Origin of the sequence: Micromonospora sp. NBC_00898, assembly GCF_045207895.1 — a bacterium.
Taxonomy (GTDB): Bacteria; Actinomycetota; Actinomycetes; order Mycobacteriales; family Micromonosporaceae; genus Micromonospora.
On the sequence record NZ_CP108775.1, the window covers coordinates 5,338,284 to 5,358,273 of the forward strand.

The 19,990-nt window shown below is 72.6% G+C and carries 18 protein-coding genes and 1 pseudogene; 6 read left to right on the forward strand and 13 right to left on the reverse strand.

Going from position 1 to position 19,990, the window contains the following annotated elements:
* Positions 1–79: 79 nt before the first annotated feature.
* A complete protein-coding gene (locus OG799_RS25895) occupies positions 80–517 on the forward strand; it encodes a hypothetical protein (protein ID WP_406038390.1) in 438 nt (145 codons plus the stop codon).
* 77 nt (positions 518–594) lie between these two features.
* Here the strand turns inward: OG799_RS25895 and OG799_RS25900 are convergent, their stop codons facing one another.
* The 8 genes from OG799_RS25900 to OG799_RS25935 form a co-directional block, all read right to left on the reverse strand.
* A complete protein-coding gene (locus tag OG799_RS25900; RefSeq protein ID WP_406038392.1) occupies positions 595–1,284 on the reverse strand; it encodes a response regulator in 690 nt (229 codons plus the stop codon).
* Complete coding sequence (locus OG799_RS25905; RefSeq protein ID WP_406038394.1) at positions 1,281–3,833, reverse strand: DUF4118 domain-containing protein; 2,553 nt, start codon at positions 3,831–3,833, stop codon at positions 1,281–1,283. Before OG799_RS25905 ends, OG799_RS25900 begins: the two co-directional genes overlap by 4 nt.
* A 113-nt stretch (positions 3,834–3,946) precedes the next feature.
* The gene (locus OG799_RS25910) at positions 3,947–4,828 is read right to left on the reverse strand and encodes a potassium-transporting ATPase subunit C (protein WP_406038395.1); all 882 of its coding nucleotides are present in this window, start codon (positions 4,826–4,828) and stop codon (positions 3,947–3,949) included.
* On the reverse strand, positions 4,828–7,020 hold the full coding sequence (gene kdpB, locus OG799_RS25915) for a potassium-transporting ATPase subunit KdpB (RefSeq protein WP_406038397.1): 2,193 nt from the start codon (positions 7,018–7,020) through the stop codon (positions 4,828–4,830). The genes OG799_RS25910 and kdpB overlap by 1 nt, the downstream gene beginning before the upstream one ends.
* A 20-nt stretch (positions 7,021–7,040) precedes the next feature.
* The gene (gene kdpA / locus OG799_RS25920) at positions 7,041–8,696 is read right to left on the reverse strand and encodes a potassium-transporting ATPase subunit KdpA (protein WP_406038399.1); all 1,656 of its coding nucleotides are present in this window, start codon (positions 8,694–8,696) and stop codon (positions 7,041–7,043) included.
* Positions 8,696–8,785, reverse strand: a complete 90-nt coding sequence (gene kdpF / locus OG799_RS25925; protein ID WP_406038401.1) for a K(+)-transporting ATPase subunit F — start codon at positions 8,783–8,785, stop codon at positions 8,696–8,698. Before kdpF ends, kdpA begins: the two co-directional genes overlap by 1 nt.
* 262 nt (positions 8,786–9,047) lie before the next feature.
* Positions 9,048–9,602: an IS1096 element passenger TnpR family protein gene (locus OG799_RS25930; protein ID WP_406038403.1), complete on the reverse strand. Its 555-nt coding sequence runs from the start codon at positions 9,600–9,602 to the stop codon at positions 9,048–9,050.
* The gene (locus OG799_RS25935) at positions 9,592–10,059 is read right to left on the reverse strand and encodes a hypothetical protein (RefSeq protein WP_406038405.1); all 468 of its coding nucleotides are present in this window, start codon (positions 10,057–10,059) and stop codon (positions 9,592–9,594) included. Before OG799_RS25935 ends, OG799_RS25930 begins: the two co-directional genes overlap by 11 nt.
* A gap of 275 nt (positions 10,060–10,334) precedes the next feature.
* Here OG799_RS25935 and OG799_RS25940 point away from each other — a divergent pair, with 275 nt between their 5' ends.
* Both OG799_RS25940 and OG799_RS25945 read left to right on the forward strand, forming a co-directional pair.
* A complete protein-coding gene (locus OG799_RS25940) occupies positions 10,335–12,272 on the forward strand; it encodes an APC family permease (protein WP_406038407.1) in 1,938 nt (645 codons plus the stop codon).
* Positions 12,273–12,494: 222 nt separating this feature from the next.
* Positions 12,495–12,713, forward strand: coding sequence for a DUF6059 family protein (locus OG799_RS25945; protein ID WP_406038409.1), 219 nt, complete (start codon positions 12,495–12,497; stop codon positions 12,711–12,713).
* 24 nt (positions 12,714–12,737) lie between these two features.
* On the opposite strand, the gene nhaA is transcribed toward OG799_RS25945, so the two are convergent.
* Positions 12,738–14,084 (reverse strand): Na+/H+ antiporter NhaA, encoded by a 1,347-nt coding sequence (gene nhaA / locus OG799_RS25950; protein WP_406038411.1) that lies wholly within the window; start codon positions 14,082–14,084, stop codon positions 12,738–12,740.
* A gap of 557 nt (positions 14,085–14,641) precedes the next feature.
* On the opposite strand from nhaA, the gene OG799_RS25955 reads away from it, so the two are divergent.
* Positions 14,642–15,046, forward strand: coding sequence for an ATP-binding protein (locus OG799_RS25955; RefSeq protein WP_406038413.1), 405 nt, complete (start codon positions 14,642–14,644; stop codon positions 15,044–15,046).
* A 47-nt stretch (positions 15,047–15,093) separates the two neighbouring features.
* Here the strand turns inward: OG799_RS25955 and OG799_RS25960 are convergent, their stop codons facing one another.
* The 3 genes and pseudogenes from OG799_RS25960 to OG799_RS25970 form a co-directional block, all read right to left on the reverse strand.
* Entirely contained in the window at positions 15,094–15,312 is a 219-nt protein-coding gene (locus OG799_RS25960) for a hypothetical protein (RefSeq protein ID WP_406038415.1), read from the reverse strand.
* Positions 15,313–15,742: 430 nt separating this feature from the next.
* Positions 15,743–15,979 (reverse strand): annotated as a pseudogene (locus OG799_RS25965) (ATP-binding cassette domain-containing protein); the annotation flags it as partial.
* Complete coding sequence (locus OG799_RS25970; RefSeq protein WP_406038417.1) at positions 15,976–17,010, reverse strand: poly(3-hydroxybutyrate) depolymerase; 1,035 nt, start codon at positions 17,008–17,010, stop codon at positions 15,976–15,978. The gene OG799_RS25970 and the pseudogene OG799_RS25965, both read right to left, overlap by 4 nt.
* A 110-nt stretch (positions 17,011–17,120) precedes the next feature.
* Between OG799_RS25970 and OG799_RS25975 the strand changes: the two genes are divergently transcribed.
* Positions 17,121–17,882: an SAM-dependent methyltransferase gene (locus OG799_RS25975; RefSeq protein ID WP_406038419.1), complete on the forward strand. Its 762-nt coding sequence runs from the start codon at positions 17,121–17,123 to the stop codon at positions 17,880–17,882.
* 197 nt (positions 17,883–18,079) lie between these two features.
* Positions 18,080–18,505: an ATP-binding protein gene (locus tag OG799_RS25980; RefSeq protein WP_406038421.1), complete on the forward strand. Its 426-nt coding sequence runs from the start codon at positions 18,080–18,082 to the stop codon at positions 18,503–18,505.
* A 57-nt stretch (positions 18,506–18,562) separates the two neighbouring features.
* On the opposite strand, the gene OG799_RS25985 is transcribed toward OG799_RS25980, so the two are convergent.
* Positions 18,563–19,951 carry an MFS transporter gene (locus tag OG799_RS25985; protein ID WP_406038423.1) on the reverse strand — a complete coding sequence of 463 codons (1,389 nt, stop codon included), beginning with the start codon at positions 19,949–19,951 and terminating at the stop codon, positions 18,563–18,565.
* Positions 19,952–19,990 lie beyond the last annotated feature (39 nt).

Sequence of the window (19,990 nt, forward strand, 5' to 3'; positions counted from 1 at the left end):
CCGGGCAACCGCGCGAGGATCGGGGTATGGCGGGAGCAGGGCCGCCACGTGGGTACCAGCGGCGAGGAGGCGGACAGCGGTGAGCACGAACCGGGGTACGGGCCGACGCCACCGTCATGCCCACCGGCCGCCGGCGCTGGTCAACCGGGCGACGTTGGCGGTCCTGCGCTCCCCACGCTGGCACCGGCTGTTGGACGCTCAGCTCTGCGAGTTGCGCTACCGGGCCGGTGACGGCCGCGACATCAGCCTGCCGGTGCTGTACGCCGGCACCGAAGACCGGTACGTGGTGCTGGTCGGCGACGCCTCCGACAAGCGCTGGTGGCGCCACTTCCGGCAGCCCGGCCCGGTCGAGGTGCGTCGAGGCGGTCGGTGCCGCACCGGGCTCGGCCGGATCCTCACGCCCCCTGATCCGGCGTTCGGCGTGGCGGCGGATGTCTACGCGCGGCGCCACGCGGTGCGGGTCGGGCCCGACGACCAGCTCCTGGCGGTCGAACTGTCGCCGCAGGCTGCCGACTGACCGGGCGCGGGGTGGCGGGCCGGCCGCAACACCCGTCGTGGGGCTCGTTGCCGGTGGTATCTCCGCCTTCCCGGCGGTCAGGGCCGGTACCGGTAGCCCATGCCCGGTTCGGTCATGAGGTGGCGGGGCCGGGCCGGGTCGTCCTCCAGCTTGCGCCGCAGCTGCGCCATGTACTGGCGTAGATAGTTGGTCTCGTGCTGGTACTCCGGGCCCCACACGTCGTGCAGCAGCTGGCGCTGGCTGATGAGCTTGCCCGGGTGGCGCAGCAGCTTCTCCAGCATCGCCCACTGGGTGGGGGTGAGCTTGACCTCGGTGCCGTCGTCGCGGGTGACGGTCCGGTCGGCGAGGTTGATCGTGTGGCGACCGACCCGTGGAGCGACCACGGAGGCGGCGTCGGCCGGCGTGGCGGAGAGGCGGCGGGTCACCGCCCGGATGCGGGCGAGGAGCTCGTCGACGCCGAAGGGCTTGGTGACGTAGTCGTCGGCCCCGGCGTCCAGCGCGGCGACCTTGTCCTCGCTGCCGGCCCGGCCGGAGAGCACGATGATCGGCACGGTGGTCCAGCCGCGCAGGCCGCGGATGACCTCGACGCCGTCGAGGTCGGGCAGCCCGAGGTCGAGCACCACCAGGTCCGGGGGGTGGGCGGCGGCGGCCTTGAGCGCCGCGGTGCCGGTCTCGGCGACCTGGACGTCGTAGCCGCGAGCGCGCAGGTTGATCCGCAGGGCGCGCAGGATCTGCGGTTCGTCGTCGACGACGAGGATGCGGGTCATTCCGGCGGTCCTTCCGTCGCGGTCTCGGTGGCCGCCGGCAGCCGCAGGACCATGGTGAGCCCACCACCGGGCGTGGTCTCGGGGATGATGCTGCCGCCCATCGCCTCGGCGAGACCGCGGGACAGGGCGAGACCGAGGCCGACGCCGGTCTGGTTGTCCCGGTCGCCGAGGCGCTGGAACGGCAGGAAGACGTGCTCCCACTGGTCCTCGGGGATGCCGGGGCCGGTGTCGATGACCCGCAGCTCGACCTGCCCGGCGTGGGCGCTGGCGGTGACGGTGGGCTGCTGCCCGGGTGGGCTGAAGCGCAGTGCGTTCGCGACGAGGTTGACCAGCACTCGCTCCAGCAGGCCCGGGTCGGCGGCGGCGGCGGGCAGGTCGGCGGGGATGTCGGTGCTGACGTCGGCCGCCGCCGGGCCGATTTCGTCCAGTGCCCGCGGTACGGCGTCCTCCAGGCCGATCGCGGCGTGGGTCACGCCCAGCACGCCGGCCTGCAGCCGGCTCATGTCGAGCAGGTTCGCCACCAGCCGGCCGAGCCGGTCGAGGGACTCGTCGGCGGTGGCCAGCAGCTCCTCCCGGTCGTCGGCGTCGAACTCGATGTCCGGGCTGCGCAGGCTGCTCACCGCGGCCTTCGCCGACGCGAGCGGCGTACGCAGATCGTGGCTGACCGCGGCGAGCAGCGCGGTGCGCATCCGGTCGGCCTCGGCGAGCGGGCGGGCGGTGGCGGCCTCCTCGGCGAGGCGCTCCTGCTTGAGGGCGACGGCGGCCTGGGCGGCGAAGGCCTCGACGATGCGCCGGTCGGCGGCCTCGAGCCGCCGGCCGCTGAGCACCACGGTGAGCCGGTCGTCGACCGGCACCGCGGTCTCCCCCGCACTCGGGCTGCACGCCGGCCGGTCACCGACGCTGGCCACCACCCGCCAGGCGCCCTCGTCGCGGGCGCGGTCGGGTCGCCCCTCGGCGTCCACGGCCAGTTCCAGGACGCTGACCGCACGCAGTCCGAAGGTCTCCCGGAGCTGGTCGAGCAGGGCCGGCAGCGGCCGCTCGCCACGCAGGATGCCGCCGGCGACGGTGGCCAGGGTCTGCGCGTCGGCGGAGGCGCGGGCGGCCTCCCGGGTCCGCCGCGCGGCCACGTCCACCACCCAGCTGACCGCGACCGCGACGCCGACGAAGACGCCGAGGGCGAGCAGGTTGTCCGCCTCGGCGATGGTCAGCGTGTAGAAGGGCGGGGTGAAGAACCAGTTCAGCAGCAGGGAGCCGACGAGCGCGGCGACCAGCGCCGGCCACATCCCGCCGACCAGCGCGACGCCGACGACGCCGGCGAGGAAGAGCAGGATGTCGTTGGTGAGACTGAGGTCCGGCAGCGCCCACAGCAGCAGGGTGAGCAGCGGCATGCCGAGCCCGGCCAGCGCGAAGCCGAGCAGCCGGCGTCGCCGGGACAGCGCCGCCGGTACCGCGGCGGCGCGCCGGCCCCGCCCGGCCTCCGAGTGGGTGACCAGGTGGACGTCGATCGGCCCGGACAGCGCGGTGGTGGTCACCCCGACGCCGCGCGAGAACAGTTGCGCGAAGCGGCCGCGCCGGCTGGCGCCGAGCACGAGCTGGGTGGCGTTGACGCCGCGGGCGAAGTCGAGCAGCGCGGCGGGTACGTCGGTGCCGAGGACCTGGTGGTAGGTGCCGCCGAGGCTTTCCACCAGCACCCTCTGCCGGGCGAGTTGGGCGGGGTCGGCGTCGGCCAGCCCGTCGCTGCGGGCGACGTGCACGGCGAGCAGGTTGGCGCCCTTGCTCCGAGCGGCGATCCGGGCCGCACGCCTTATCAGCGTCTCGCCCTCCGGCCCGCCGGTGAGCGCGACCACTACCCGCTCACGCGCCTCCCAGGTGGCGGAGATGCCCTGCTGGGCGCGGTAGCGGTCGAGCTGGTCGTCGACCTTGTCGGCGAGCCAGAGCAGCGCCAGCTCACGCAGCGCGGTGAGGTTGCCAACCCGGAAGTAGTTGCCCAGCGCCGCGTCGATCTTGTCGGGCCGGTAGATGTTGCCGTGGGCCATCCGGCGGCGAAGCGCCTCCGGCGTCATGTCGACCAGTTCCACCTGCTCGGCGGCGCGGACGATCTCGTCCGGGACGGTCTCCCGCTGGGTGGTGCCGGTGATCTGGGCGACGACGTCGTTGACCGATTCCAGGTGTTGGACGTTGACGGTGGAGAGGACGCTGATGCCGGCGTCGAGGAGTTCCTGGATGTCCTGCCAGCGCTTCTCGTGCCGGGAGCCGGGGACGTTGGTGTGGGCCAGTTCGTCGACGACGGCGACCTCGGGCCGCCGAGCCAGCAGGGCGTCGAGGTCCATCTCGGTGAACCCGGTGCCGCGGTAGGTGATCTCACGCCGCGGCACGACCTCCAGGTCGCCGATCATCGCGTCGGTGTGCGCGCGGCCGTGGGTCTCGACCAGGCCGACCACCACGTCGGTGCCGCGTTCGGCGCGGCGCTGGGCCTCCTCCAGCATCGCGTACGTCTTGCCGACGCCGGGGGCGGCCCCCAGGTAGATCCGGAGTTCTCCTCGTGGCACGCAGAACATCCTTCCTGATCGCGAGCCGCCACGGCACCGACCGGGTCGGTGCCGTGGCGTGGGGGCCGGCGGCCGGGGCGAGGCCGGTCGGGTCCGGCCTCGCCCCGAGTGGATCAGCGGGCCGGGAACTTCCGGTCCAGGGCGAGGTTGAGTTCCAGGACGTTGACGCCCGGTGCGCCCATGAAGCCCAGCGACCGCCCGGTGGTGTACTCGTCGACCAGGCGACGGACCGCCGCCGGGTCCGCGCCCCGCTCGCGCGCGACCCGGTTGACCTGCAACTTCGCGTACGCCGGGGAGATCTGCGGGTCGAGGCCGCTGCCGCTCGCGGTGACCGCGTCGGACGGCACCGCCGGGTCGGCGGGGGCGTCACCACGGATCGGGGTGATCAGGCCGCCGGCCGCCACGTAGTCCTCGCCGGCCTTGGCCAGCTCGACCGGCACGCCCTGGTACGAGGCGACGAACGGCGTGGCCGGGGCGGTCTGGTTGACGCTGACCACCCGGGTGATCCGGCCGGTGAGGCCGTCGGCGCGGAACACCGCGAGCACGGCGCCGACCCCGTCGGACGTGCAGTACGGTCGCCGCCCGTCGACGCCCTCGAGTTCCCCGACCGCCTTGCTGCGGGCGCAGACCTGGGTGAGCAGGCTCGGGGTCGACTCGGCCGGGTCGGTGGCGATGGTGTCGACGACGCTCTCCGGGCCGAGGTTGCTGGCCGCGGTGGACGTCGGGTCGTAGCCGTCGCCGGCGGCGGACGGCCGGGACTGGAAGTAGCGCGGGACGGGGTTGCCGTCCGCGTCGGTGAAGGACTGCCCGATCAGCGCGCTGCCGACGGTCTTCCCGTTCGCGGCGAGCAGCGAGCCGTCCGCCTTGTCGTTGAGGCCGGGCAGCCGGCCGACCGCGACCAGGGCGAGCGGGTACGCCAGCCCCAGCAGGACGGTGAAGACGAGCAGCGCGCGCAGGGCGGCGAGGTGTTGGGCGAGCCAGGTGGGTAGGCGCATCACGAGATCCCTGGGATGAACTGGATGAGCAGGTCGATGAGCTTGATGCCGATGAACGGCACGATGATGCCGCCGAGGCCGTAGACCAGCAGGTTGCGGCTGAGCAGCTTCGACGCGGCGGCGGGCCGGTAGCGGACACCGCGCAGGGCGAGCGGGATGAGCGCGATGATCACCAGGGCGTTGAAGATGACCGCCGAGAGGATCGCCGACTCGGGGCTGTCCAGCCGCATGACGTTCAGGGCGTCCAGGCTCGGGTAGAGCCCGGCGAACATGGCCGGGATGATCGCGAAGTACTTGGCGATGTCGTTGGCGATGCTGAAGGTGGTCAGCGCCCCGCGGGTGATCAGCAACTGCTTGCCGATCTCCACGATTTCGATCAGCTTGGTCGGGTCGGAGTCCAGGTCGACCATGTTGCCGGCCTCCTTGGCGGCCGACGTCCCGGTGTTCATCGCGACGCCGACGTCGGCCTGGGCCAGCGCGGGGGCGTCGTTGGTGCCGTCGCCGGTCATCGCGACCAGTCGGCCGCCCTCCTGCTCCTTGCGGATCAGGGCGAGCTTGTCCTCCGGGGTGGCCTCGGCGAGGAAGTCGTCCACGCCGGCCTCGTCGGCGATCGCCTTCGCCGTACGGGGGTTGTCGCCAGTGATCATCACGGTCCGGATGCCCATCCGGCGCATCTCGTCGAACCGCTCCCGCATACCCGTCTTGACGATGTCCTTGAGGTGGATGACGCCGAGAGTCCGGGCCGGTTCGCCGTCGACGTGCTCGGCGACGACGAGGGGCGTGCCGCCGATGCCACTGATCTCGTCGACGAGCTGGCCGACCTGCTCGGTCGGGTGGCCGCCGTTGTCGCGTACCCACTTCATCACCGCCGCCGCGGCGCCCTTGCGGATCCGGCGGACGCCCCCGTCGACACCCTCGGCGCCGAGGTCGACGCCGCTCATCCGGGTCTGGGCGGTGAACGGGACGAAGGTGGCGTGCGGGATCAGCCCGGGCTCGCGCTCGCGCAGCCCGAAGTCGTTCTTGGCGAGCACCACGATCGAGCGGCCCTCGGGGGTCTCGTCGGCCAGGCTGGACAGCTGCGCGGCGTCGGCGACCTCGTCCGCGGTGACACCCTTGACCGCCAGGAACTCGCTTGCCTGCCGGTTGCCGAGGGTGATCGTGCCGGTCTTGTCCAGCAGCAGGGTGTTGACGTCGCCGGCCGCCTCGACCGCGCGCCCGCTCATCGCGAGCACGTTGCGCTGCACCAGACGGTCCATGCCGGCGATGCCGATCGCGGAGAGCAGCGCGCCGATGGTGGTGGGGATCAGGCAGACCAGCAGCGACACCAGGACGACGCCGGTGACGCCCGCGTCGGTGATCGCGCCGCTGTCCGGCGCGGCCGCCTGGTACCCCTTGGAGAAGATCGCCAGGGGCTGGAGGGTGACCACGGCCAGCACGAAGATGATCGTGAGCGCGGCGAGCAGGATGTTCAGCGCGATCTCGTTCGGCGTCTTCTGCCGGTTGGCGCCCTCGACGAGGGCGATCATCCGGTCGATGAAGCTCTCCCCCGGCTTCTGGGTGATCTTGACGACGATCCGGTCGGAGAGCACCTTCGTGCCGCCGGTGACCGCACTGCGGTCGCCGCCGGACTCGCGGATCACCGGGGCCGACTCGCCTGTGATCGCCGACTCGTCGACGCTGGCGATGCCCTCGACCACGTCGCCGTCGCCCGGAATGATCCCGCCCGCCTCGACCAGGACGACGTCGCCCTGCTTCAGTGCGGGAGCCGGCACGGCCTCGTCGCGGTAGGTGTTCGCTGCGGCGCCGGGCGTCCAGCCGACCAGCCGGGTGGCGACGGTTTCCCGCCTCGCCTGTCGCAGCGCCGCGGCCTGCGCCTTGCCCCGACCCTCGGCGACCGCCTCGGCCAGGTTGGCGAAGACCACGGTCAGCCAGAGCCACACGGTGATCGCCCAGGCGAACACCGACGGGTCGGCGACCGCGAGCACGGTGGTGAAGGCCGCGCCAATCTCGACGATCAGCATGACCGGGTTGCGCCACAGGGTGCGCGGGTCGAGCTTGCGCAGCGCGTCCGGCAGGGACCGGAGCAACTGCTTCGGGTCGAGCAGGCCAGCGCCGACCCGGTCGCCGTGGATGGCCGGGGTGCCGGCGGTCGGCTCCTGGCCGGCCCCGGATGTCACTGGTGTGACGGACATGTCCTTGTTCCTCATGATTGTCACAGCCCCTCAGCGAGGGGGCCGAGCGCGAGCGCGGGCAGGAAGGTCAGCGCGACGAGGATCACCGTGACGCCGACGACCATGCCGACGAAGAGCGGCCGGTGGGTCGGCAGGGTTCCCTCGGACGCGGGGGTGGGCTTCTGGCGGGCGAGCGAGCCGGCCAGGGCGAGGACGAAGATCATCGGCAGGAACCGGCCGAGCAGCATGCACAACCCGAGCGCCGTGTTCCACCACGCCGTGTTCACCGTGATACCGGCGAACGCGGAGCCGTTGTTGTTGCTGGCGGAGGTGAACGCGTAGAGCACCTCGGACAGGCCGTGCGGGCCGACGTTGAGCGCCGTCGAGTTGTTGCCGGTCGCGAACGCGGCCGCGGTGCCGACCAGCACCAGTGCCGGGGTGATCAGGAAGTACAGCGAGGCGAACTTGATCTCCCGAGACCCGATCTTCTTGCCCAGGTACTCCGGGGTCCGGCCGACCATCAGGCCGGCGACGAAGACGGTGATCACCGCGAGGATGAGCAGGCCGTAGAGGCCGGAACCGGTGCCGCCGGGCGCGACCTCGCCGAGCATCATGTTGACCATGGCCATCATGCCGCCGAGCGAGGTGAACGAGTCGTGGAACGAGTTCACCGCACCGGTCGAGGTCAGCGTGGTGGCGGCGGCGAAGGTGGCCGAGTTCGACACGTCGAACCGCACCTCCTTGCCCTCCAGCGCGGTGCCGACCGCCTGCGGCACGGTGCCGTGCCCGGCGAGCTCGAAGACGTTGGTCAGGGCGATGCTGGCGAACGCCAGGATCCCCATCACGGCCGCGATCGCGTAGCCCTGCCGGTTCTGCCCGACCATCCGGCCGAAGACCCGGGGCAGGCTGAACGGGATCAGCAGGATCAGGAAGATCTCAAGCCAGTTGGTCCAGGTGGTCGGGTTCTCGAACGGGTGGGCGCTGTTGACGTTGTAGAAGCCACCGCCGTTGGTGCCCAGCTCCTTGATCACCTCCTGGCTCGCCACCGGTCCGCCGGTGACGGTCTGAGCGCCGCCGGTCAGGGTGGTGACGTCGGTGCCGCCGGAGAGGTTCTGCACCGCGCCGCCGATCATCAGGGCGATCGCGCCCAGCACCGCGATCGGCAGCAGGATCCGCAGCACGATCCGGGTCAGGTCGACCCAGAAGTTGCCCAGCTCCCCAGTGCGACTGCGGGCGAAGCCGCGGACCAGCGCGACCGCGACCGCGATGCCCACGGCGGCGGAGACGAAGTTCTGCACCGCCAGGCCGGCCATCTGCACCAGGTGACCCATGGTCGACTCACCCGAGTACCACTGCCAGTTGGTGTTGGTCACGAACGAGACCGCGGTGTTCCACGCGCCGTGGGTCATCACCGGGTCGAAGCCCAGCGACAGCCACAGGTGGTTCTGCAGCCGCTGGAACGCGTACAGGAACAGGATCGAGACGGCGGAGAACGCCAGCATACTGCGGGCGTAGACGCCCCAGGACTGCTCCGCGGCCGGGTTGACGCCGACCAGGCGGTAGATGCCGCGCTCGATGCGCGACTGCCGGGTGCCGGAGACCACCCGGAACATGTAGTCGCCGAACGGCTTGTAGGCGGCGACCAACGCCGCCACCAGCACCAGGATGAAGATGACCCCGGCTGTTGTCGTGCTCATCAGAAACGCTCCGGGAAGAGCAGGGCGGCGACCAGGAAGATGCCCAGCCCGATCGCCAGTACCAGACCGACCGCGTTGACCGCGTTCACAGCTTCTCCACGCCCCTCACCACGAGGGTGAGCGCCGCGAACAGCGCCACCGTCAACAGCACGAACACCACGTCAGACACAGCTGACTCCTCATCGCGGACTAGTTCTCACGACCGCCTTCCGGTCGCGCCGGGCAATCAAAGCGCCACACCCAGTCGAGGGACAGGGGCTATAACGCGACCATGACGGGGAGCGGGCGATTCTTGACGCGTTTTTGACGTTGACCCCTGATCGGGTGACGACGGTCACCGCGCGCCGGCGGTCAGCGGCGCGCACCCCAGGAGGGCAGGATGGGCGGCAGATCCGCCATCGCGTGCCGCGACGGGCGGGTCGGGGCGTGTTCGCCGGGGAGGTTCCGCGCGTGCTGGTCCGGGACGGCTCCCCAACCGTGCATGGGGTACGGCGTCCGCGAAGCCCGTAAGCAGCGGTCGTCGGCGCGGCGGACGGTGCACAGGTGGGTCCAGTCCTCGCCCAGGTCGAACACGTAGGCGAACGAGGCGCCGGGGGGCAGGAGGTCGAGCCGGCAGAGCCGGCCGTCCAGGGTGCCGGGGAAGGCGGGCCCGTCCCGCCACGCCGACCAGCTCACCTCGACCCCGCCGGGCAGTACGAACATCCTCAGGTGGTCGAGGTCCCGGCGGCCGAAGGCGACGTCGATGGCCTCCGCGAGGTCGGCGAAGGTGTGCGCCGAACTGGCCGCGAAAACGCGACCGGGGCGCGGCCACCAGCTCTGGCCACGCCCCGTCACCAACTCCACAGCGATCGACAGGCCGGCGCCAGCCGTCCCGTCCTCGGCAGCTCCGGCGGACTCACGCCGCACGGGGACCGCCCGGCGCGTCGTCCGGCGGCGCCACCACGCTGGTACGCGACCCGACCACCGACGGGTACCGGTCCGCCTCCTGACCATCGGCCGAGGCCATCGCGCGCAGGTGCCGGTAACCGACGCCGAGGACCGCGGCGAACGCGATGAGCGCCGCGTAGGTCCAGGCGCCACCGCCACCGGTCAGTTCGCCATACCGGTGCGCGAGGAACCCGACGAACGTGGCCATCGCCAGGGCCGTCACCGCGGCGACCGCCCGCAGGTCAGCCACCAGCGCCGCGTACGCCCCGGCGGCGACGGCGACGAGGAACGCCCGGGCCGCCAGGTCCACCGGCGGGAACACGGCAGCAGCCAGCAGCACCGCCCCGACCATCGCCGCCCAGCCGACCGCGACGCTGATCCCCGTCGGGGTCGGCTCCGCGTACGTCCCGGTTTCCTGATTTCGATCGACAGCCACGGCACGCCTCCGGCGACAACGCGAGCCCGCACCTCAGGCCCGCCTCCGGCCATACCAGTCCGGCCGGCAGCCACCGTCGATGGCTTTCACACGTTCGCTACGCCGGGCGCTCGATTTTTGACATCGCTTTGACGGCCTGCCGGCCGCCACCTCCGACGCCGTTCCGGGAGGCCCCTCCCGAGGGCGTGAAAGCCACGTCAAAAGACCGGCTCCCGGCATCAACATCGTGTATCGGATCCGGCGGATCCGGTTCCCGGCGGCGCATATTCGGGCTCATGCCCGATGCCGCGACCCTGGTGGATCCCGCGTCCGACCACAGCCCGACCGGCCAGACCGGCCTGCCACGCTGGCGGCGGTCCTGGCGACCCGTCCGACCGGGCGCTGGCGGCGCCGCCGGTCGCGACCGGCTGAGCGTGCTCGGCGGACTGGCCGCCCTGTCGCTGGACGCGATGGCGTCGGTGGCCTACGGCCCGGAGGCCATCGTCCTGGTCCTGGCGTCCGCCGGGGGGATCGGGCTGGGCTTCACGCTGCCGGTCACCCTGGCCATCGCCGGGCTGCTCGCGGTCCTCGTCCTGTCGTACCGGCAGGTCATCGGGGCCTTCCCCGACGGCGGCGGCGCCTACGCGGTGGCGAAGCGGCACCTGTCCCGGCGGACCAGCCTGGTGGCGGCGGCCTCGCTGGTGGTGGACTACGTGCTCAACGTGGCCGTCTCCGTCGCCGCGGGGGTGGCCGCCCTGACCTCGGCGTTCCCGGCACTGCTGCCGTACACGGTCGAGCTGTGCCTGGCCATCCTCGTGGCGATCACGGCGGTGAACCTGCGCGGCATCGCCGCCAGTGCGCGGGTGTTCATCGCACCCACCGCGCTCTTCGTCGGCGCCATCCTCACCGTTATCGTCGTGGGCCTGCTGCGGGACGCGCCGGCCGCCACGGCCGAGCCGGCGGCGGCCGCCGGGCCGGTGCAGGCGGTCGGGGCACTTTTGCTGCTCAAGGCCTTCGCCAACGGCTGCGCGGCGCTCACCGGCGTGGAGGCAATCGCCAACGCGGTCCCGGCGTTCCGGGAGCCCGCCGTCCGCCGCGCCCAGCGTGCCGAGGTGGCGCTCGGCGCGCTCCTCGGCATCATGCTGATCGGCCTGGCCACCCTGATCAGCCGCTTCCAGATCACCCCGGTCGAGGGCGTCACCGTCCTGGCCCAGCTCACCGACGCCACCCTCGGCCACGGCATCGGCTTCTACCTGGTGCAGGTCACCACCATGGTGCTGCTCGCGCTCGCCGCGAACACCTCCTTCGGTGGGCTGCCCGTGCTGGCGAAGCTGCTCGCCGAGGACAACTACCTGCCGCACGTGTTCGCCCTGCGCGCCCGCTGGCAGGTCTACCGGTACGGCGTACTGGTGCTCTCCGCGATCGCCGCGGTGCTGCTGGTCGCCGCGCGCGGCCAGGTGAACACCCTCGTGCCGCTCTTCGCGATCGGGGTCTTCGTCGGCTTCACCATCGCCCAGTACGGCATGGTGCGCCACTGGCTGGCGGTATGCGGCCGCGGCTGGCGGTGGAAGCTCGCGCTCAACGGCTTCGGTGCCCTGCTCACCCTCGCCGCCGCCATCGTCACCACCGGAAGCAAGCTGGCCGAGGGAGCCTGGCTGATCGCGATCGCCCTGCCGCTGCTCGTGCTCGGTTTCGAGCGGGTACACCGTGCGTACCAGCGCATCGGCAGCACCCTGGGGCTCGGCCGCACCCCCGTGCCGCCCCACCCCGGCCCGTCGATCGTCATCGTCCCCGTCGGTGAGGTCTCGGAACTGACCCGCCGGGCACTGGCCGCCGCCCTGTCCCTCGGCGACGAGGTCGCCGCTGTCCACGTCGCCTACACCGACGAGCCCGCCACCGCCGCCGCCCGGTTCCGCGTCGCCTGGGAGGCCTGGCACCCCGACGTGCCGCTGGCCGTGATCGCCGCCGCGGACCGTGACCTCGGCCGGCCGCTCGCCGCCCACCTGCGGGATCGCTACGCCGGTCGGCACGTCTTCGTGATCATTCCGGAGGTGCAGCCCGACCGCCGCTGGGAGCGGCTGCTGCGCAACAACCGCGGCGCCGTGCTCGAACGCGCCGTACGCCGGCACAGCGAGGCCATCGTCTGCCGCATGCGGTTTCCGGTACCCGCCCGCTCGGTCGGCAGCACGGCAACGCCGGAACCGCTGGTCGCCGGATCGACGTCGGTGAGGTGACCCGACAGGCCGAGGATCGGGATTGTCCCAGCCGGACCTTCATCGCCTCGTACGACGGACGGCGGCCCGCCCGTCCGTCCGTCCGTCCGTCCGTCGAGCGTTCTTCGAGCCGGTCGGCCGACCATGGCCACCAGGGCGCTACCGGATTTCGGGGCGATGCGGGCAGAATCGGTGTGGGTGGTGAGGTCGGTGCCGGCAGGGTACGTGCGATGGCTCCGGACGGTGTCGCGGACACTGTGGCTGGGCCTGCAACACTGCGGCGCCGGTTACACCGGCTTGATCCTGCTGCCGCCCCCCGGCGCATCGAGCCCCGCGGGCCGGGCGAGCACGGCGGCCAGCACCCCGACCGAGGGGCACCCCGAGCGGCTCGCGGCGCACGTGCCGATGTCGCCGGTGGAGGAGCGACTCTGGGCAGAGCTCGGTCACCGCCGAAAGGTCTGACCCAGCCGGACGGGACACGCTACGTCAGCCGGTCTGCCCCTCGGCCTGCGGTTGGTAGATGTCCGGCACGCCGTCGTGGTCGCGGTCGACGGTCTCCGCCTCGTACACCCTGCGGTAGAGGCGGCCACGGGCGCGCAGGATGACCGTGGCCACCATCGCGGCGAGCAGCGACCCGGTCAGCACGGCGACCTTGACGTGACCGTCCCGGGCACTGCCGAGGCCGAACGCCAACTCGCCGATCAGCAGGGACACGGTGAACCCGATGCCGCCGAGCAGGGCCAGGCCGAACACGTCGAGCCAGTTGAGACCCTCCTCCAGGTTCGCGCGGGTGAAGCGGGACACCAGCCAGGTGGCGGTCATGATGCCGACCGGTTTGCCGACGACCAGGCCGACGACGATGCCGAGCGCCACCCGGTCGGTCAGCGCGGTGGCCAGGCCGGCGATGCCGCCCACGGTGACCCCGGCGGAGAGGAACGCGAACACCGGCACCGCGATGCCGGCGGAGATCGGCCGGAACCGGTGCTCGAAATGCTCGGCCAGCCCCGGGCCGGCGTCGGGACCACCCGCGGCCTGGCTGCGGATCACCGGCACGGTGAAGGCCAGCAGGACGCCGGCCACGGTGGCGTGCACCCCGGACGCGTGCACCAACGCCCAGGTCACGGCCGCCAGCGGCAGCAGCAGCCACCAGGACCGGACGCGCCGCTGCACCAGCACGGCGAAGATCGCGAGCGGGACCAGCGCGCCCAGCAGCGGTACAACGGACAGATGCGCGGTGTAGAAGACGGCGATGATCACGATCGCGAGCAGGTCGTCGACGACCGCCAGGGTGAGCAGGAAGGTACGCAGCGCCGACGGCAGGAAGCGGCCGACCACGGCCAGCACGGCGAGGGCGAAGGCGATGTCCGTCGCGGTGGGGATCGCCCACCCCTTCGCGCCGTCGCCTCCCGCGATCAGGGTGTAGAGGACCGCCGGTACCAGCACGCCGCCCGCCGCCGCCGCCACCGGCACCGCCGCCCGGCGCGGATCCCGCAGATCACCCGCGACGAACTCGCGCTTCAGCTCCAGCCCGGCGACGAAGAAGAAGATCGCCAGCAGCCCGTCGGCGGCCCAGCTGGCCACACTGAGGTCGAGGTGCAGCGCCGCCGGACCGAAACGAAGGTCGCGCAGCGACTGGTAACCCTCCGACCAGGGGGAATTCGACCAGACCAGGGCCAGCAGAGCGCCCACGAGCAGCAGCGCCCCGCCGACCGTCTCCTTGCGGAGGATGGCCGAGATGCGACTGGTCTCGGCCCAGGAGCGGCGGGCGAACAGGCTGGCACGGCGCCGGGGGGCGTCGGTCACGGGGTCTCCTCGTCGACAGGGGTTGCTCATCCATCGCCGACCAGACTTCCCGGCACACCGGTGACCAACCTATCCGACGCCCCACCCAACACCCGGGAAGGCCGCTCACGCTCCGGGAGGTCGCCCAGTCCCTGGTCGCGCGGGCCGCGAACGGACCGAGGGAGTAGCAGCGCGCCGGGTGACCGTCGAACTGAGCGGGGGTCGGGGGACAGCGCTAGGCTCGTCCCACGGGACCTACCCCGTCGGGCATTCACCGACTTCGACACCTCCGCCGACGCCGTACCGCCCCGGCTTTGCACCCTCCTTCCCGGAAGGCGTGGTCTCACATGGCGGAGTGGCCTCCGACCCCGGTAACCACCCTCGTCGGCGTCTCCGACGGCACGGGGTGGGTCGGTGCCGCCGCTGGCTGCCACGGCAGGGTGCCGACTGCGGGTGCCGCATGACGGCTCACGCTCCTCGTCGAGAGCGCCCGGACCCTGCACAACCACGAGCTCACCGAGCACGGCTGCGAGCCCAACTCCGGCTACGTCGGGTCGGCCGACTACCTGCGGCGACGCAGCCAGATCCCGCTCGACGCGGTGCCGCCGGTGGTGGACCTCGACGCCGGCCTCGTGCACCTCGACCAGCTCACCCCGCTCCGCGGCGCGCTGCGCGGCTGGGCCGAGGCGAGATCGTTCGACCCGGACGCGACGGGTGACATCGTCGTCGCGGTCACCGAGGTGGCCACCAACGGGCTGGTCCACGGGGCACCCCCGGTCCGGAGCTGGCACCGTGGGGACACGCTCATCGTCCAGGTGGCCGACTCGGGCGGCCAGCGAATCCCCCCGACGGCCGGTTTCCACCGGCCCGGCAGCGCGGGCCGGGTCGGCGGTCGGGGTCTCTGGCTGGCCCGGCAGCTCGCCGACGTGGTGACGGTGCACTCCGGGGCGAGCGGCACCAGCGTCCGCTTGCACTTCCCGTACGCGGGCACCCACGACCAGCCGACCGGCTGACCGGGCGGCGCCCGCCGGGAGCCGACGTCAGGCCCGCGCGGCGGGGGTCAGCGCCTCAGTTCGCGCCAGGCCGGGTCGCCCCCGCGCCACGCTCCGGCGAGGATGCTGGCCGAACCACGGCTGGGGCACTCCTGCACCTTCGACCGGCCGAGGGCGCCACCAATCTGCGCCTGGACCTCCCACCGATGCCCATCCGTACGGATGTACACGTCGCGACGTCCACGCGCCGTCGCGTCCCCGTTCCACCAGTGCTCCTCGACGATCACCTTGCGACGGTATCTCACCAGGTGGCAAGACCGCATCGCCCGGCAGCCGGATCGGGGCCGGCCGACCACGCGACCCGGGACGCACCGGACAGAAGCCGCCGCCCGGCGGCCGGCGGAGCCCGCGCGGGGGCTCTTCCGTCCCGCCGCGCCTCGATGCGGGTGCGGCCAGTGCATAACCTGTCCGGGTGACCACCGAACTGACCCTGCTGTCGGGGGTGGTCTGCCGCGGCCGGGAGGTCACCGGGCCCCGACTGCGCGGGCTCCTCGCGCTCCTCGCCGGCCAGCTCCGTACCGGCTGCGGCACGACCCCGCTGATCGAGGCGCTGTGGCCGGACGAGCAGCCCCGGCACCCGGCCAAGGCGCTGCAGATCCTCGTCTCCCGCGCCCGGGCCGAGTTCGGGGCCGATCTGATCGCCCGCACTGCACCGGCTACCGCCGAGAACTGCCCGGTGACCCCGATCGCGGCCCGGACCGGGTCCGGCTCGGTGACCAGGTCGTGCCCGAAGACCCGGACCGTGCCGGCGTCCGCCCGGATCAGCGTCGAGAGAATCTGCACGGTCGTGGTCTTGCCGGCGCCGTTCGGGCCGAGCAGGGCGAAGACCGTGGCCTCCGGGACGTCCAGGTCGACGGCGTCGAGCACGACCCCGCCCCCGACGGCCCCGCTCAGCCGTCCAGCCGGCGGACCATGTTCATGATCGTCTCGACCTGGGCGCCGCCCTTTATCGGGTAGTTCGTCCCACCGAGGTAGCCCCACCAGTCCCAGCAGCCGTTCGGGTTCACCCCGGACGCGATGGCCTGCGGGTAGAGGACGATCAGACGGTTGGTGTCGGCGTACTGGTTGAGGTTGGCCCGGTCGACAAAGGCGGTGCCCACCTTGGAGTAGCCCTGCACGCAGCCGTGCAGGGCGACCAGCAGCCGGCAGGTCTGCCCGGCCGCGCAGGCGCTCGGCACGTACGCGAAGCCGTTGGCGTCCATGCTCAGGCCGTTGGCCCAGCCGTTGACCGCGAAGGTGTCCTGGTTGAACCGGATCAGCGTGCCGCCGAGCGGGCCGGTGTTCGGCGCGGCCACCGAGCCGAGGAGCTTGCCGAGGAAGGCACCCTGCGGGTCGGTGCCGCAGTCGTTGAGGTATGGCGAGGCGGTCGCCGTGCAGCCCACCGTGCCGTACGGGGTGACCCAGGAGTGCCCGGCCGCACTGCCCGAGTCGTACCGCACGCTGACCCCGAAGTCCTGGTACCAGCGGACCAGGTCGTCAGTGACGGACTTCTTCACCGTGCTATCGCTGCCCCCGTGGTAGACGTACACGGGCTGGCCGGCGAGGTTGCCGGTGCCGTCGATCCAGCCGTACGACGCCCAGCTGCGGGCGTAGCTCTCCAGGGTGGACACGTACGTCGGGTAGCTGTTGTCGCCGCAGCCGTAGAGCGCCTGGGTGACGTTGTTCTGGGCGCAGTAGAAGGGCCCGGCGGCGAAGACGGCGGCGCCCCGGATCCGCCCGGAGTAGGCGACCTGGAGTTGGGTGGCCATGTACCCGCCGGAGGAGACCCCGGCGACGTAGACGGCGGAGACCGGATAGCTGCGCAGCGACCCGGCGACGGGGGTCTTCGTGTACGGCGTGCTGGCGGCCCGGGCGGCGGTGGTGGCGGGCAGGACGAGGAGCAGGGCCGCGGCGAGGGTGGTGGCGGCTTTCCACGGTGTCTTCATGGCGTTCTCCCGTTCGGAGCGCCGGCGGCCCCGCCGGCGTGCGAGGACGCTAACGTGAGATAGACCACGGCCGATATCCGCGCGGCCGACACCTGCGCGCCACCGGGCATGTGGGTGGCACACCCGAAATACGTGCCGGTTGCGAGTGTGTCGATCCGAGCCGACCAGCGTCAGTCCCGCCGCACCCCCATTTCGACCTGGCCACCCTCGGACGGGCCCTCAAGCTCCGGCCCGGCACGTCGGTCCTCGACCTGTGCAGCGGCAAGGGCGAGCTGCTTTGCACCTGGGCCCGCGACCACGGCGTGGTGGGCACCGGGGTGGACATCAGCACCGCCTTCACCGCCGCCGCCCGGGAGCGGGCCGGCGAGCTGGGCGTCGTCGACCGGGTGCGGTTCGTGCACGGCGACGCCGCGACGTTCGTACCCGATCAGCCCGTCGACCTGGCCGCCTGCGTCGGCGCCACCTGGATCGGCGGGGGTGTGCCCGGCACCCTGGAGATCCTGGCGCGCGGCCTGCGCCCCGGCGGGATGGTGCTCGTCGGGGAGCCCTACTGGCGGCTCGACCCGCCGGACCGGGAAACCGTCGAGGGGTGCCGCGCCGAGACGAAGGACCAGTTACGGGACCTGCCCGGCCTGGTCGGGCTCTTCGGCGAGTGCGGGTGGGACCTGGTCGAGATGGTCCTCGCCGACCAGGACAGCTGGGACCGGTACGCGGCCGCCCACTGGCTCAACCTGCGCCGCTGGCTGGACGACAACCCGGACGACGAGCTCGCCGGGGAGCTGCGGCGGGAGTTGACCGAGGGTCCGCTGCGCCACGTCCGCTACCGGCGGGAGTACCTGGGCTGGGGCGTCTTCGCCCTCATCCGGCGCTGACCGGTGGGCCGGTCCCGACGCTGGCCGTTGAAGGGACCGGCCCCGCTTGGCAGGCTCGGGCGCGGGCGCGACCGGGCGCGGGCGGGGCCGCGCCGACGCGCTCGTCTTTCCCACCCGGCTCGTCGTCCGGGGCTCCGCCTGATGGCCCGTACGCGCTCACCCGCTTAGCGGACGGCTACGCAGGGTAAGGCAGGATCATGGAACAGTTGCGCACCTCGCCGCCGCCGCCACGGGCCACCGAACTCGAGCGGTGGGACCTGGGCACGGCCGCGGAGCTGCGCGAGCTGCGGGCGTCGCTGTGCTCGGCGCTGACCCGCTGCGGCCTGGCCCAGGGGGAGGAACTCGACGAGGTGCCGGGCCTGGTCGTCCTGGTCGCCACCGAGCTGGCGAGCAACGCGCTGCGACACGGCATCCCGCCGACCATCGTCACGCTGCTCGCCGCCGACGACTGCTTCATCCTCGACGTCGCGGACCACGACCTGACCACCGTGCCGGAACTGGCCGACACCCAGCCACTCGACTCGGGCGGTCGCGGGCTGCTGTTGGCGCAGTCCGTCTCCCTCGCCGTCGGCTGGTACGCGACGGAGGAGACCAAGAACATCTGGGCCTCCTTCCCCCGCTGAGCCGCCCGCCCGGCGGCCCCGCACGTTCACCCGTCGATCAGCAACGGCGCACCGGCCTCAGGCCCGGACCGCGCTCCTCGGCAGGAGCTGCACCAGGGCCGCGACGGCCAGGGTGACCGCGATCAGATACCACAGCCCGTGCTGGAAGGCGGGGGTCACGCCGTCGCGCAGGCCGCCGTAGAAGACGATCCCGACGATGCCGACCCCGACGGCCGCGCCGACCTGCTGGGCGGTGGTGAGCACACCGGCCGCCGCGCCGGCGTGCCGCGGCGCGACCCGGGCGAGCACCGTAGCCATGATCGGCGCGAGGGCCAGCCCCATCCCGACGCCGTCCACGAAGAGCGCCGGGACCAGCCACCCGATCGGCCGCTCCCCGGCCACCGCGACGAGGAGGGTGGCCAGCGCGGCGGCCCGGGTCAGCCCCCCGAGGGCGATCACCTGACGGCCGAGCCGCACCACCAGCCTCGGCGCGAGCAGGGACGCCGCCAGGTACCCGACCCCGATCGGGACGAAAACCAGCCCGGCCCGCAGCGCGTCCAGGCCGCGGCCCTGCTGCGCGTACAGGGCGAAGATCAGGAAGTACGCGGCCATCCCCATGGTGAAGGCGAACTGGGTGAGCAGGCCGGCCGTGAAGGCCCGGTCCCGGAAGAGCGCCGGGTCGATCAGCGGCTGGTCATGGCGGCGGCGGGCGTAACCGACGAGCAGCGCGGCGGAGCCGGCGAAGGAGAGCCAGGTCCACCACGGCCAGCCCTGCTCGCGCCCCTCGATCAGCGGCAGCAGGATCCCGACCAGCGCGGCGGTCACCAGGACGCCGCCGCCGACGTCGAGCCGTACGCCGTCGGCGGCCCGGCTCTCCGGTACCACCCGCCCGGCGAGCAGCAGCGCCGCCACCCCGATCGGGGCGTTGATCAGGAAGCACGCCCGCCAGCCCAGCCCGAAGAGGTCGGCCTCGATGAGCAGGCCGCCGACGAGCTGACCGAAGACTGCGGCCAGCCCCATCGTCAGCGCGTACGCGTTGACCGCCCGGACCTGGGCCGGCCCGTGGTAGGTGGTGCGCAGGATGGCCAGCACCTGCGGGGCGAGCAGCGCCGCCGACCCGCCCTGGACGACCCGGGCGGCGATCAGGCTGCCGGCGTCCGGGGCGAGGCCGCAGGCGACCGAGGCGAGGGTGAACAGGGCGAGCCCGACCACGAAGACGCGCCGCCGGCCGAGCAGGTCGCCGAGTCGGCCACCGAGGATCAGCCCGGAGCCGTAGGCGAGCCCGTACCCGGCGATCACCCACTCCACCTGGGCCGGCCCGGCGTGCAGGTCACGCTGGGTGGCCGGGATGGCGACGTTGACGATGAAGAAGTCGAGGATCGTCATGAAGACCCCGGCCAGCACGGTCGGCAGGGTGACGGTCGAGACCAGATCAGCAGGGTTAGATAGAACGGTCGGTCTACTCATGTCGGTATTAGATCGACCGGTTGTTCTACCGTCAACCCC

Coding starts and splice junctions, on each gene's coding strand:
- OG799_RS25980 (WP_406038421.1), top strand. CDS start 18,080: ATGGAACAGTTGCGCACCTCGCCGCCGCCGCCACGGGCCACCGAACTC.
- nhaA (WP_406038411.1), bottom strand. CDS start 14,084: ATGAGCAACCCCTGTCGACGAGGAGACCCCGTGACCGACGCCCCCCGG.
- OG799_RS25940 (WP_406038407.1), top strand. CDS start 10,335: ATGCCCGATGCCGCGACCCTGGTGGATCCCGCGTCCGACCACAGCCCG.
- kdpB (WP_406038397.1), bottom strand. CDS start 7,020: ATGTCCGTCACACCAGTGACATCCGGGGCCGGCCAGGAGCCGACCGCC.
- OG799_RS25900 (WP_406038392.1), bottom strand. CDS start 1,284: ATGACCCGCATCCTCGTCGTCGACGACGAACCGCAGATCCTGCGCGCC.
- OG799_RS25970 (WP_406038417.1), bottom strand. CDS start 17,010: ATGAAGACACCGTGGAAAGCCGCCACCACCCTCGCCGCGGCCCTGCTC.
- OG799_RS25910 (WP_406038395.1), bottom strand. CDS start 4,828: ATGCGCCTACCCACCTGGCTCGCCCAACACCTCGCCGCCCTGCGCGCG.
- OG799_RS25985 (WP_406038423.1), bottom strand. CDS start 19,951: ATGAGTAGACCGACCGTTCTATCTAACCCTGCTGATCTGGTCTCGACC.
- kdpA (WP_406038399.1), bottom strand. CDS start 8,696: ATGAGCACGACAACAGCCGGGGTCATCTTCATCCTGGTGCTGGTGGCG.